Genomic DNA, 13,188 nt, shown 5'->3' on the forward strand with positions numbered 1-13,188 from the left:
GGCTTGTAGTGGCGGTAAACTTGGGTTGAATGCGGCATTTTCTGCGTAACTACCTTGGAATATTTTGCCATTTTTCATTTGAACAGCAATACCACTGTGCGACTCACTATAAGGAGCATGGCTACGATTCGTGGCTTGTAGCGCTTGCTGTGCTAATTCACTAGGGTTATCAATTTTGTAACCGTGATTAACTTTGTCCATTAATAAAGAGGTGATATTGAGATCTTTCGGGCCAAAGCTATCAGGTAAATAATCACCTAATGTTGCCATTTTTCTTCCCGGTAACTGAATTTGAATATGGGTGCCACTGTTCAATTCGTTCATAAACTGGCGACAGTGACCACAAGGTGTATAGTTAACGGTAACGGAGATCAAGCGAGATTCACCTTGTAACCACGCATGAGTCACAGCACTTTGTTCTGCGTGAACAGTTTGTTGTAGTGGGGCACCTGCAAATTCCATGTTGGCACCAAAGTAGAGATTACCACTTTCACCACGAGCAATAGCACCAACATTAAAATGAGATATCGGTGTCACTGCACAAGCAGCCGCGACTGGTAAAAGTGCGAGGGCTAAGGCATCATCATTACATTGTAACTGTGTTTTTATGGCATTGACCTGCTCTGCTGTAAACATTGCAGGGAATTCATCCTGCTCAAGATAAGGAGCAAGTGCTTGTTGTAACTGAGGGGATAAATCTGACCAAACTGCCTGAAAACGAGTATGCATACATGAGTCTCCCATTAATCTTTCTGTATTATAAGATTCTAGGCATCTTTACTCATTCTTATATGTGATGAAAATCATATTTTCAATGAAACAATTGCAACAAATTCATTAATTGAGAGATGTATCTCAAATTTATAGCATTTTTCTCAAAAATAGTGAGATGAAAAATCTCCAAAGGGAATGAAATTTTAATTGAACACTTCTGTGATAACTCGCTAATCCAAATCTATTAATGCCGTACTTATAAAATAAACGTTTATTTCTTGTAAATAGCGAATGAATTAATGGAAAATCTCCAACACTTTATTTGCGGGTTACAGGAACCCCCCTTATGATTGGAGTGAGATTGCAAGTTGGTTTGCTTCTAAAGTCTTAGTTGATACTGAAATAGTGAAAAATGCACATTTTACATCAATGATTAATATGGCATTGAAACTTAGAAAAGGTGAACTAACCGAAGTATCTTTATTAATTTCTGAATAGGCATAAAAAAACCTTCGTCTTAATTAGGCGAAGGTTTTTGTTTTACCACTGGAAATGAGGTTAACTATAAAGATGCAAAATAATAGGGAAGATAAACGGAGCAAGTAAAGAGGTAATAATCCCGCATGTCATTAATGCCAATGAACTATAAGCACCTTCGATATAATCCACTTCTGCCGCTCTTGCTGTTCCTACTGCATGCGAAACGGTTCCCATCGCTAATCCCCGAGAGGCGTGAGTTGGAATTCGCAAGATCTTGAATAGAGTGTGACCAAAAATGGCACCTAAAATACCTACTGCAATAACACATGCAGCACTGATTGCAGGAATACCACCTATGGAGTCTGCAACTGCCATTGCGATAGGTGTTGTGACTGATTTAGGTAAGACTGATGCGGCAATTTCGGGAGTTGCTCCTGCCCATAAGGCAATCGCAGTACCACTGACCATGGCTGCAACACTACCAATAAAGCAAATACTTATTAGTGATTTCCATTGTGCGCGAATTTGGTGTAATTGCTGATAAAGCGGAATAGCTAAAGCAACAACGGCAGGTTGTAATAAATCATTTAAAATACGGCTACCTGCAAAATAGTGTTCGTAAGGAGTATGTGTAATTAATAAGATAGGAATAATAACCGCAATACCAATAAGTAAAGGGTTCAATATAGGTAATTTATAACGAGCAGCAAGTTTACGTGATAAATAAAAGATAATTATGGTTAAAGGAAGTGACCACCATATATTCGTTAACACTAACATTTTTTCTTCTCACTTAATGCTTTATCATCATCTTTTTCTTTTGTTTCAATAATATCTTCAACTAGATCTGGTTTTGAACCTACGATAATACGCTCACGATGAACATAATGTGAACAGTAAGCAACCAGTGCCATAACCCCAAACGTACTGACTATACAGGCTAAAACGATAGGGAAAAGTTGCTGGCTAAGTAAATCATAATAATTCATTACGGCTACCCCGATAGGGATAAAGAGCAATGACATATTTTTCAGCAGGATATTGGCGCCAGGTTTAACCCAACGCAAAGGAATAAGCTGGAAAGCAAGTAAACCAAAAAGGATCAGTAACCCAATAATACTACCTGGAACCGCGAAGGGTAGAAGAGCTGAAATAAGATTACCAGCAAAAAGACAAAGATAAAGTACCAAAAAAGATCGTAGATAATGCCAAAGTGTAATCTGCAATCGTGCCCGTTTAGATTTCATAAGTAAGTGTCCCAAATCAACTAACAGAATTATCATACACCGATTTTGAAAGTGTGCTATGGATCACAATAAAAAAAGAGCGGGGCTCTAATAGAACCCCGCCATATATTTATTTGGCAAATGAATCTTGGTTGTTATTTCACTTGTTGACCCGGTTTTGCACCAGAATCTGGACTGAGTAAGAAAATATCTTTATCGCCAGGGCCTGCTGCCATTACCATGCCTTCTGAAATACCAAAACGCATTTTACGAGGTGCTAAGTTTGCTACCATTACCGTTAAGCGACCTTCTAACACTTTAGGATCTGGGTATGCAGTACGAATACCTGAGAATACTTGGCGAGTTTCGCCACCTAAGTCCAAAATTAATTTCAGTAGTTTGTCTGAGCCTTCAACAAAGTCTGCTTGTTTAATTTCAGCGATACGCATATCGATTTTCGCAAAATCATCAAATTTGATGGTTTCTTGAATAGGTGCATCAGCCAATGGCCCCGTTACTTCTTTTACTGGAGCAATGGTACTTTTTGATGCTTCAACCATTGCGTTAGCTTTATCCATTTCAATACGGTTAAACAACGCTTTGAATTTAGTGATTTCTTGGCCTAACAGTGGTTGATCAAGTGCATCCCATGTTAATTGGGTTTGTAAAAAGGCTTCTGAACGTTCTGTCAGTGAAGGTAATACAGGTTTCAGATACGTCATCAATACACGGAATAAGTTAATTCCCATAGTACAGATTGCTTGTAACTGAGTATCTTGACCTTCTTGTTTTGCCACTACCCAAGGGGCTTTTTCATCGATATAACGGTTAGCTTCGTCAGCTAATGCCATAATTTCACGAATGGCTTTACCAAACTCACGATTTTCAAATGATTGTGCGATAGTTTCTTTCATATCAACAAAGTGTTGATAAAGTTTAGCATCATCTAAAGAATCAGCTAATTTGCCATCAAAACGCTTGCTGATAAAACCTGCTGTACGCGATGCAAGGTTCACTACTTTATTAACGATGTCACTGTTTACACGTTGAACAAAGTCTTCTAAGTTTAGGTCAATATCGTCAATGCGTGATGAAAGTTTTGCAGCATAGTAATAACGTAGGCAATCCGCATCAAAATGATCAAGATAAGCGCGAGCAGTAATAAAGGTGCCACGAGATTTTGACATCTTCGCACCATTTACTGTGACATAACCATGAACAAACAAGTTTGTTGGTTTGCGATATTCGCTACCTTCTAACATTGCAGGCCAGAATAAGCTGTGGAAATAGACGATATCTTTACCAATAAAGTGATAAAGGTCAGCTTTGCTGTCTTTATTCCAAAATTCATCAAAACTTAAATCACCACGTTTTTCACATAAGTTTAAGAATGAACTCATGTAGCCAATCGGTGCATCTAGCCATACATAGAAATATTTACCCGGTGCATCTGGAATTTCGAAACCGAAATAAGGCGCGTCACGAGTGATATCCCACTGTTGTAAACCACTGTCGAACCATTCTTGCATCTTATTCGCAACTTGTTCTTGCAGTGCACCAGAGCGTATCCACGCTTGTAACATGTTGCTAAATGCAGGTAAGTCGAAGAAATAGTGTTCTGTTTCGCGCATTACAGGCGTTGAACCTGATACGACAGAGCGTGGATTAATTAATTCTGTTGGGCTGTAAGTTGAGCCACAAACTTCACAGTTATCACCATATTGGTCTTGCGCTTTACATTTAGGGCAAGTGCCTTTTACAAAACGGTCAGGCAAGAACATGCCTTTTTCTTCATCATAAAGCTGAGAAATTGTTTTGCTTTTGATGTGACCATTCTTTTTCAGTGCAAGATAAATTTTAGTCGATAATTGGCGACTCTCTTCACTGTGTGTAGAGTGATAATTGTCATAACTGATATTGAAGCCTGCAAAATCCTGCTGATGCTCTTTGCTCATTTCTTCAATCATGGCTTCTGGAGTTATGCCCAATTGTTGAGCTTTCAGCATAATTGGGGTGCCGTGGGCATCGTCAGCGCAGATGAAATGAACTTCTTTGCCGCGCATTCGTTGATAACGGACCCAGATATCTGCCTGAATGTGCTCAAGGATATGACCGAGATGAATTGAACCGTTAGCATAAGGTAACGCGCAGGTTACCAATAATTTATTCGCGACGTGAGACATAGTAAGGATCTTACTTCCATAAAATTAATAAAAGGGACTTTGATGGTAACCGATCCATCATGATGTCGCTAGGGCAATAATCGAGTTTTTGCAAGAGAAATTTCAGTTGGCAAATTGAGGTAAGGCATTATCGTAGTCATCTACTATCTGATATGATAGATACACTCATATATTTAATAAATAATGAAAACGAGAGGAGCCGGGATGAGTGATAAATCCCCCGAGCAGACCACCCCTGAGATTCTGAACGAAAAAGTTTCAGGTGTCTTGTCTACTTTTGAACACCCGACATTGAAACGTAATCTGCTTTCTCTAAAAGCACTACATCAATGTGCGATGATTGACGATGTTCTTCATATCGAATTAGTGATGCCGTTTGTTTGGAAAAAACCTTTCCAAGTCCTAATCGAAGAAAAAACAGCTGAACTTCGCAACATCACTGGCGCAAAAGCCATTGAATGGAAACTCAAGCACAATATTTCAACCTTACGTCGCGCAAATGATCTGCCTGGTGTTAATGGTGTTCGTAATATTCTTGCAGTGAGCTCTGGTAAAGGTGGCGTAGGTAAATCAAGTACAGCAGTGAACCTTGCATTAGCACTTGCACAAGAAGGCGCTAAAGTAGGTATTCTTGATGCTGATATTTACGGCCCGTCTATTCCTAATATGTTGGGTACCACAATGGAGCGTCCAACGTCTCCTGATGGACAACATATGGCGCCGATTATGGCTTATGGTTTAGCGTCTAACTCTATCGGTTATTTAGTCACTGATGATAATGCGATGGTATGGCGTGGTCCTATGGCGAGTAAAGCATTAATGCAAATGCTCCAAGATACGCTGTGGCCTGACTTGGATTATCTGGTTATCGATATGCCACCGGGAACAGGTGATATTCAATTAACCTTATCTCAAAATATCCCAGTAACTGCTGCTGTTGTAGTAACAACACCACAAGATATTGCGCTGGTGGATGCGATGAAAGGGATTGTCATGTTTAAGAAAGTCAATGTGCCTGTATTAGGTATTATTGAAAACATGAGCGCACATATTTGTAGCAACTGTGGTCACCTTGAACCTATCTTTGGTACTGGTGGTGCGGCGAAATTGGCTGAGAAGTATCATTGCGAATTATTAGGTCAAGTTCCTCTTCATATCTCTTTACGTGAAGACTTAGACCGCGGACAACCAACAGTGATGCGTGATCCTGAAGGCGAGTTTGCTGATATTTATCGCGAAATCGCATCAACAGTTTCTGCTCAAATGTATTGGGATGGAGATGCAATCCCAACGGAAATTTCTTTCCGCGCAGTGTAATTGCTGTTCAATAATACATTGAATTATTTGCTGATTTAAATGGAGAGTCATTTGGCTTTCCATTTTTTACATGTGATTTCCGACTGTTTTTGATAAAAAACAAATAGATTTCTGGTTTTACGCTGGAACCAGAGTGATTTCAAAACTATAATCTGCGCTAGCGTAATATTTACATATTATTACGTTATCCCTCTTTTTATTTCAAACCAGGTTTTTGATTATGGCTGACACAGCACATCAGTGCACAATTGTAGGTATCGCTGGAGCTTCTGCTTCGGGTAAGAGTCTTATTGCAAGTACACTTTACCGCGAATTAAGAGCACAAGTAGGTGATCATAATATCGGTGTGATACCAGAAGATTGTTATTATCGTGACCAAAGTGATTTAACGATGGAAGAACGATATAAGGTCAATTATGACCACCCAAATTCGATGGATCACGCACTTTTATATCAGCATTTGTGTGAACTCAAAGCAGGAAAAAACATCGAACTCCCTCAATATGACTACGTTGCTCACACTCGCAAAGCAGAATCCATTTCTTTTCAACCCAAAAAAGTTATTATCATTGAAGGCATCTTGTTATTAACAGATAAACGCCTGCGTGAAGAGATGGATTTCTCTATCTTTGTTGATACGCCATTAGATATTTGCTTAATGCGTAGAATTAAACGTGATGTGAATGAACGTGGACGTAGCTTAGACTCAGTCATTGAACAATATAATAAAACCGTTCGTCCTATGTTCTTCCAGTTTATTGAACCTTCTAAACAATATGCCGATATTATTGTCCCTAGAGGGGGTAAAAACCGTGTTGCGATTGATATTCTGAAAGCAAAAATTGGTCAGTTCTGCGAATAATAGATTCATTTGTGGGCAGCTTTCATGCATGATGAAACTGCCTGTTTAATTTGAAGAAGGAAATAAAATGCGATTATGCGACCGTGATATTATTCAGTGGCTGGATGAAGGTAAATTAGTCATTGAACCCCGCCCGCCCATCGAGCGAATTAACGGCGCAACAGCAGATGTTTGCTTAGGAAATCAATTTCGTGTTTTCCAAGGTCATACTGCAGCTTATATTGATTTAAGTGGTCCTAAGGCAGAAGTAAATGCAGCGCTAGAGCGTGTGATGAGTGATGAAATTGTTTTACCTGAAGGTGAGGCATTCTTCTTACATCCTGGTGAATTAGCGTTAGCTGTGACACTTGAATCAGTCACATTACCTGATAATGTGGTGGGGTGGTTAGATGGACGCTCATCATTAGCTCGTTTAGGTTTAATGGTGCATGTTACCGCTCATCGTATTGATCCAGGCTGGCATGGACAAATCGTATTAGAGTTTTTCAATTCAGGTAAACTCCCTCTCGCATTAAGACCGGGTATGGTTATTGGTGCATTAAGCTTTGAGCCTATGTCTGGTTCTGCTGATAGACCTTATAATCGTCGTCAAGATGCAAAATATAAAAATCAACAAGGTGCAGTTGGTAGTCGGATTAGTGAAGATTAACTATCTTTATAATCATTATTATCATATTTCACTAAGCGGGTAATTGTATGAAAAGGTTTCTGACAACACTGGCTATTTTGCTTGTGGTTATTTTGGCAGGCTTAACAGCGTTAGTTTTACTCATTAACCCCAATGATTTCCGCGGATACCTTGTTGAAAGGGTCGAAAAACAAAGCGGTTATAAACTCACATTACAAGATGATATGCGTTGGCATGTATGGCCAAAGTTAAGCATTATTAGTGGTAAAATGTCATTGACAGCACCTGGTGCTGAAATGCCTTTAGTTACAGCCGATAATATGCGTCTTGATGTTGAGTTATTACCGCTACTTTCTCATCAACTTGAAGTAAAAGAAGTCATGCTTAAAGGTGCCGTTGTTCGCCAAACACCGGAAAGCAAAGCTATTCCTAAAATATCACCGCCTTCTACTCCTCGAGATATTTCTCACCCAGTAATCGAACCTAGAGCCAATAATTGGCAATTGAATATCGCCAAAGTAAAAATTTCAGACAGCTTAATTATTTGGCAAATGAAAGACGGTGAACAGCTTAATTTACGCGATATTAATTTATCGTTGAAAACAGACGAGAAAAAACAAGTTAGTCTTGAGATGAGCACGAAAGTGAATCGTGACCGTCGTGAGATCACCCTAAATGTTGCCGCTAATGCGGATATGAACAGTTATCCTTACCAAATTGCAGGTAATATCACACAGTTAGATTATGCTTTATCAGGAATAGGGATCCCTGAAAATGGCATAACAGGAAGTTTAACTTCAGATTTTACGATCCAAAATGAAGGTGTGAGAAAAATTTCACTTGATAACTTAAATCTCACTGCTAATGACAGCCAACTGCAAGGTAATATCAGTGCGGAATTTGCAGGTAAAACACGTTATCAAGTTGATTTAAAAGGTGAACAATTAAATTTAAATACGTTGTTACCAGAGTTAGCTGCGACTAAAACAACGGAAACCGCATTATTGTCCCCTAAAGATAATCAGACGCCATCATCGTTTTCATTATTTAATATTGCACATGCAGCGCCAGCACCAAATGCCACAATTATGGCAAAGCCGGTTATTACTTCAGTTACTATTGAAAATAAAGAATATGATTTAACGCATTGGGGCGATATTGAGTTTACGCTGAAATTAGCACTGAATAAGCTTCTTTATAAAGATTTAGAGATTAATAATTTTAAACTTGATGCTTTAAATAATCCTAAGTCGCTGAATATTCAAACCTTAACAGGACATGTCCTTCAAGGTGACTTCTCACTTCCAGCAGTTATCTCTACAAGCATTGTGCCAGCACATATCAGCATGGATGTCACAATGAACAATATTCCATTACAACCGCTATTGCGTGTGTTTAATCAACCTGAAAATTTCAGTGGATTAATTTCGGCAAAAGGGAATTTAGAAGGTGCGGGATATAACCGAAAAGCCTTTTATAATTATTGGCAAGGTACGCTCAATACATCTGTTAGCCAATTTAAAATGCAAGGATTAAATGTTCCGCAGGTTATTCAGCAATCAGTCGCTCAAGCGACAGATAAAGTAATTTATCCTGAAGATATCGAGAGTTACACACAAGCAGATAATGTGATTGCCCAATTTAAATTAACCCCAAAAGGACAATTGACGGTTAATTCTCTTGATGCTCAAGCTGATGCTTATCAAATTAAAGGGCAGGGTAAAGTTAACCTTCAACGTCATGATCTTGATGTAACACTATTGGTTAATATTAAAAAAGGGTGGGGTAAAGAAAATGAATTTATTCGCCAACTGGCTAAAGTTGATATTCCATTAAGGCTTTATGGGGATTGGAATGAGGTGCAATATGAGCTCAATGTCGAAAAATTATTGCGCGATCAATTACAGCAAAAAGCGAAACAAGCCATCGATAATTGGCTAAATAAGCAAGATGCTGAAAGCCCAGAAGTAAAAGCACTTAATCAGTTATTGAAGAAAATTTAATTTCACGACTTTTAACTTCATCACACTCCTAATAAAAGCACACTATTTTGATAATTGTGTGCTTTTTGCTTTATATCTATCATTTAATTTATATTTTGAATGAAAAGTAAGCATTCGTGCTATGTATATGTAAAAAAATAGTCGTTTTTTTTGATATATGTCATACACTGCAACGTTGCCTTTGGGCAGAGTGTGTCAATCGCACTAAACGCAAAAATGATGATAAAAATAAAAAACTTCATTTGATAAATGACTACTTTAGACAGGATAAATAAATGATTGAAATTCTTATCGGCGCCTTCGTTGCTGTAGGTGTTGGACGTTATATTGTAAAAGGCTATTCACCAACTGGTGTTTTAATGACGGGTGGTCTGTTATTACTGATCATCAGCGTTATTATGGGAAGGGCTGTTTTACCTGCAAGTGCAACTGCAACAGGCTACGGCTTAATCGATATTGTTGAGTATGTGAAAAATCTACTAATGAGCCGTGGTGGCGATTTAGGCATGATGATCATGATACTTTGTGGTTTTGCTTCTTATATGACACACATCGGTGCTAATGATGTTGTTGTTAAATTAGCATCACGCCCACTAAAAATGATTAACTCACCATATCTTCTGATGGTTGCGGCTTACATTGTTGCATGTTTGATGTCACTGGCTGTTTCATCAGCAACAGGTTTAGGGGTGTTGTTAATGGCAACTCTATTCCCTGTTATGGTGAATATGGGAATTAGTCGCGGTGCAGCTGCTGCAATTTGTGCGTCTCCAGCCTCTATTATTTTAGCGCCAACATCAGGTGATGTTATTTTAGCCGCTGAAGCGTCTCAAATGCCGTTGATTGATTTCGCATTTAAAACCACATTGCCTATCTCTATTGCTGCAATTATTGGTATGTGCATTGCGCACTTCTTCTGGCAACGTTACCTTGACCGCAAAGAGCACATTGAAACTGAAATGTTAGACGTGAATGAAATCAAAACTCACGCACCAAGTTTCTATGCGATTTTACCTTTTACGCCAATCATTGGTGTTCTCGTTTTTGATGGTAAATGGCTACCAGAGCTTCATATCGTTGCCATTATTATCATCTGTATGATTTTAGCGGCTATTATCGAATTTATTCGCAGCTTTAGTGCAAAACAAGTTTTTGAAGGTTTAGAAGTTGCTTACCGCGGTATGGCAGATGCATTTGCTCAAGTTGTTATGTTATTAGTCGCAGCAGGGGTATTTGCTCAAGGTTTAACAACGGTTGGCTTTATTAATGCATTAATTGAAGGTGCTCAGTCATTAGGTTCAGGTGCGATTGTGATGATGATTGCATTGGTATTAATTACCATGCTAGCAGCAATGACCACAGGCTCTGGTAACGCACCATTCTATGCATTTGTTGAATTAATTCCTCGTCTAGCAAGCAACATGGGTGTTAACCCAGCTTATTTAACGATTCCAATGTTACAAGCTTCAAACTTAGGCCGTACATTATCACCTGTTTCTGGTGTTGTGGTTGCGGTATCGGGTATGGCAAAAATTTCACCTTTCGAAGTGATGAAACGTGTTTCTGTACCTGTTTTAGTAGGTCTTGTTATTGTTATTGTTGCTACTGAAATTCTTGTACCAAGTACATTGGGTTAATTATTAACTTATGAAATTAATCTAAATTTATTGTTTTAAATTTTATTGGCGGGCTTTGTAATTGAACAAAGCCCGTTTTTTATTAGCTTAAGAAAAGCCGTATAAAAATAATTATTTAAACTGAATAAAGGCATTTGCGACTTTTTTAGGACCTTCATATATTTCAAATTTTTCTAATTCTTTTAATAAATGATGAGGGGCATATTCAACTAAAAACTGCATAGTGCCCTCACTTATCCAATGCTCAGACTCTTGTTTTGTGTGAGTGAGTTTAATGTTAAGACTCCAGCTATTTGGTTCATAAGGCAGTTGAGTCGTTGGATAATAAAAACCAGCTAAAGGCGGTGGTGATTGTCTTCCCCCTTCAGCAGAGGTTAACCAGACGATTTTAATCCAGACATTGGTATGCATATTATTTTCCAGTAGACACTATCTCCAGATAAAAAATATCCGCCTTAAAGGCGGATATTTTGCTATTTGACAGGGATTATGCTTCGTCAACGTTTTCTTCGTCTTCAGGTGTTGGTTCTACAATTCGAACTTTATTAATTCGATGGTTGTTCACTTCTAACGGCTCAAATTCAATGCCATCAATAAGGATCTTTTCACCAACAGTTGGAACACGTTGTAAATGTTCCATTAATAAGCCGGCTAAGGTTTCATACTCACGTTTTTCATCCAATTTGATTGGAATATAAAGCACTAAGTCTTCAAGTGGTGTAAAGCCGTTAACTGTCCATGAACCATCTTCATTTTGAACCAAGTCGTGACGTGAATCGTTTTCTTCAGAACTGACTGGTAAGTTACCCGCGATGGTCTCCATAACGTCAGTTAGTGTCACGATCCCTTCTACTGAACCAAATTCATCTACGACAAAAGCAAAGTGAGTATGCGCACTTCGGAATTGCTCTAACGCTTGCAGCAAGGATAAACCTTCAGGGAAAATCAGCGGTTGTGTGACCAGTAAACGTAAGTCTAGTGGTTCATTACGTAACTGTTGGTTTAACAGTTGGATCACATTAACAACCCCAACAGGTTCATCACTGTGTTGTTCATCCGTAATCACTAGGCGAGAGTGAGGATCCTTTTCCAATAATTGGCGGATATCATCTTGTGTTGAATTTAAGTCTACATATTCAACATCATGACGAGAAGTCATTATACTGTTCACATTACGTTGACTTAAACCAAGCACACGCACAATCATTTGACGTTCTTGGGGATCAAACACCTCTTCAGCATCAGAGACTAAATCAGATGTGTGATGATCTAATTCGGATGATTCAGGCTTACCATTAATAATACGTAACACCGCTTCTGCTGTTCGTTCACGTAAAGAACGAGAAGCTGATAAGAAACGACGACGGTTAAATTGTGCTAACTGATTAAAGACTTCTATCATGATAGAGAAGCCAATCGCTGCATATAGGTAACCTTTTGGAATGGCGTAACCAAAGCCTTCGGCAACTAATGCAAAACCAATCATCAGTAAGAAACTTAAACACAAAATAACAATGGTTGGGTGGTTATTGACGAAGTTTGTTAAAGGTTTACTTGCCAGGATCATCAAGAGCATTGCGATAGTAACAGCTGCAATCATAACGCCTAAATGATCAACCATACCCACAGCAGTTATTACTGAGTCAAGCGAGAATACTGCATCCAGCACGATAATTTGGGCAACAACAGACCAAAAGCTAGTTGTTTTACGTTGTTTTCCCTCATTATGGTCTTTACCTTCTAGCCGTTCATTAAGCTCCATGGTGGCCTTGAACAACAAGAATATCCCTCCGAGAAGCATAATTAAGTCTCTTGCACTGAAAGGATGATCAAACAGTGTAACAAGAGGTTTTGTCAGAGTGATAAGCCAAGAGAGACTAAATAACAACACGACACGCATAATTAAGGCACATAATAGCCCGGTTATACGCGCTTTATCTCTTAGTTTTGCTGGAAGTTTATCTGCCAGAATAGCAATAAAAACAAGGTTATCAATACCAAGTACGATTTCGAGAACAATTAGGGTGGAGAGTCCTACCCAAATCGTCGGATCCAAGATCCATTCCATACAGTTTGTTTTACCTTCTATAAAGACGGCATATGCCGACAAGGGAATAATGAGCAATTTGCAGGAATTT

11 protein-coding genes are annotated in these 13,188 nt (G+C 38.7%); 5 read left to right on the forward strand and 6 right to left on the reverse strand.

Features of this window, described 5'->3' with window-relative positions; genetic code table 11:
- The 4 genes from cdd to metG form a co-directional block, all read right to left on the reverse strand.
- The coding region (gene cdd, locus GWJ01_RS10910) for a cytidine deaminase (RefSeq protein WP_161711084.1) at positions 1-729 on the reverse strand (729 nt) is incomplete at its 3' end.
- Positions 730-1,272: 543 nt separating this feature from the next.
- A complete protein-coding gene (locus tag GWJ01_RS10915; RefSeq protein ID WP_171455281.1) occupies positions 1,273-1,974 on the reverse strand; it encodes a CidB/LrgB family autolysis modulator in 702 nt (233 codons plus the stop codon).
- On the reverse strand, positions 1,968-2,441 hold the full coding sequence (locus GWJ01_RS10920) for a CidA/LrgA family protein (protein ID WP_075672539.1): 474 nt from the start codon (positions 2,439-2,441) through the stop codon (positions 1,968-1,970). The genes GWJ01_RS10915 and GWJ01_RS10920 overlap by 7 nt, the downstream gene beginning before the upstream one ends.
- 134 nt (positions 2,442-2,575) lie before the next feature.
- Positions 2,576-4,603: a methionine--tRNA ligase gene (gene metG / locus GWJ01_RS10925; protein WP_075672538.1), complete on the reverse strand. Its 2,028-nt coding sequence runs from the start codon at positions 4,601-4,603 to the stop codon at positions 2,576-2,578.
- A 204-nt stretch (positions 4,604-4,807) separates the two neighbouring features.
- Between metG and apbC the strand changes: the two genes are divergently transcribed.
- The 5 genes from apbC (at position 4,808) to dcuC (ending at position 11,050) form a co-directional block, all read left to right on the forward strand.
- Complete coding sequence (apbC, locus tag GWJ01_RS10930) at positions 4,808-5,920, forward strand: iron-sulfur cluster carrier protein ApbC (RefSeq protein WP_075672537.1); 1,113 nt, start codon at positions 4,808-4,810, stop codon at positions 5,918-5,920.
- Positions 5,921-6,140: 220 nt separating this feature from the next.
- Positions 6,141-6,782 carry a uridine kinase gene (gene udk / locus GWJ01_RS10935; protein WP_109393506.1) on the forward strand — a complete coding sequence of 214 codons (642 nt, stop codon included), beginning with the start codon at positions 6,141-6,143 and terminating at the stop codon, positions 6,780-6,782.
- A 67-nt stretch (positions 6,783-6,849) separates the two neighbouring features.
- The gene (gene dcd / locus GWJ01_RS10940) at positions 6,850-7,431 is read left to right on the forward strand and encodes a dCTP deaminase (protein ID WP_075672535.1); all 582 of its coding nucleotides are present in this window, start codon (positions 6,850-6,852) and stop codon (positions 7,429-7,431) included.
- A 47-nt stretch (positions 7,432-7,478) separates the two neighbouring features.
- Positions 7,479-9,413: an outer membrane assembly protein AsmA gene (gene asmA / locus GWJ01_RS10945; RefSeq protein ID WP_161711085.1), complete on the forward strand. Its 1,935-nt coding sequence runs from the start codon at positions 7,479-7,481 to the stop codon at positions 9,411-9,413.
- Between the two features lie 275 nt (positions 9,414-9,688).
- On the forward strand, positions 9,689-11,050 hold the full coding sequence (gene dcuC / locus GWJ01_RS10950) for an anaerobic C4-dicarboxylate transporter DcuC (RefSeq protein WP_069367549.1): 1,362 nt from the start codon (positions 9,689-9,691) through the stop codon (positions 11,048-11,050).
- A gap of 111 nt (positions 11,051-11,161) precedes the next feature.
- Here dcuC and GWJ01_RS10955 read toward each other — a convergent pair whose 3' ends face one another.
- Both GWJ01_RS10955 and GWJ01_RS10960 read right to left on the reverse strand, forming a co-directional pair.
- Entirely contained in the window at positions 11,162-11,461 is a 300-nt protein-coding gene (locus GWJ01_RS10955) for a hypothetical protein (protein ID WP_161711086.1), read from the reverse strand.
- Between the two features lie 76 nt (positions 11,462-11,537).
- A complete protein-coding gene (locus tag GWJ01_RS10960) occupies positions 11,538-13,118 on the reverse strand; it encodes a TerC family protein (RefSeq protein ID WP_109393510.1) in 1,581 nt (526 codons plus the stop codon).
- Positions 13,119-13,188: the final 70 nt, after the last annotated feature.

Origin of the sequence: Proteus sp. G2618 (assembly GCF_009915995.1) — a bacterium.
Classification (GTDB): Bacteria; Pseudomonadota; Gammaproteobacteria; order Enterobacterales; family Enterobacteriaceae; genus Proteus; species Proteus terrae.

What these genes read in the sequence shown, in the direction of transcription:
- GWJ01_RS10915 (WP_171455281.1), bottom strand. Translation starts at nt 1,974, where the DNA reads ATGTTAGTGTTAACGAATATATGGTGGTCACTTCCTTTAACCATAATT.
- GWJ01_RS10920 (WP_075672539.1), bottom strand. Translation starts at nt 2,441, where the DNA reads ATGAAATCTAAACGGGCACGATTGCAGATTACACTTTGGCATTATCTA.
- metG (WP_075672538.1), bottom strand. Translation starts at nt 4,603, where the DNA reads ATGTCTCACGTCGCGAATAAATTATTGGTAACCTGCGCGTTACCTTAT.
- apbC (WP_075672537.1), top strand. Translation starts at nt 4,808, where the DNA reads ATGAGTGATAAATCCCCCGAGCAGACCACCCCTGAGATTCTGAACGAA.
- udk (WP_109393506.1), top strand. Translation starts at nt 6,141, where the DNA reads ATGGCTGACACAGCACATCAGTGCACAATTGTAGGTATCGCTGGAGCT.
- dcd (WP_075672535.1), top strand. Translation starts at nt 6,850, where the DNA reads ATGCGATTATGCGACCGTGATATTATTCAGTGGCTGGATGAAGGTAAA.
- asmA (WP_161711085.1), top strand. Translation starts at nt 7,479, where the DNA reads ATGAAAAGGTTTCTGACAACACTGGCTATTTTGCTTGTGGTTATTTTG.
- dcuC (WP_069367549.1), top strand. Translation starts at nt 9,689, where the DNA reads ATGATTGAAATTCTTATCGGCGCCTTCGTTGCTGTAGGTGTTGGACGT.
- GWJ01_RS10955 (WP_161711086.1), bottom strand. Translation starts at nt 11,461, where the DNA reads ATGCATACCAATGTCTGGATTAAAATCGTCTGGTTAACCTCTGCTGAA.
- GWJ01_RS10960 (WP_109393510.1), bottom strand. Translation starts at nt 13,118, where the DNA reads ATGGAATGGATCTTGGATCCGACGATTTGGGTAGGACTCTCCACCCTA.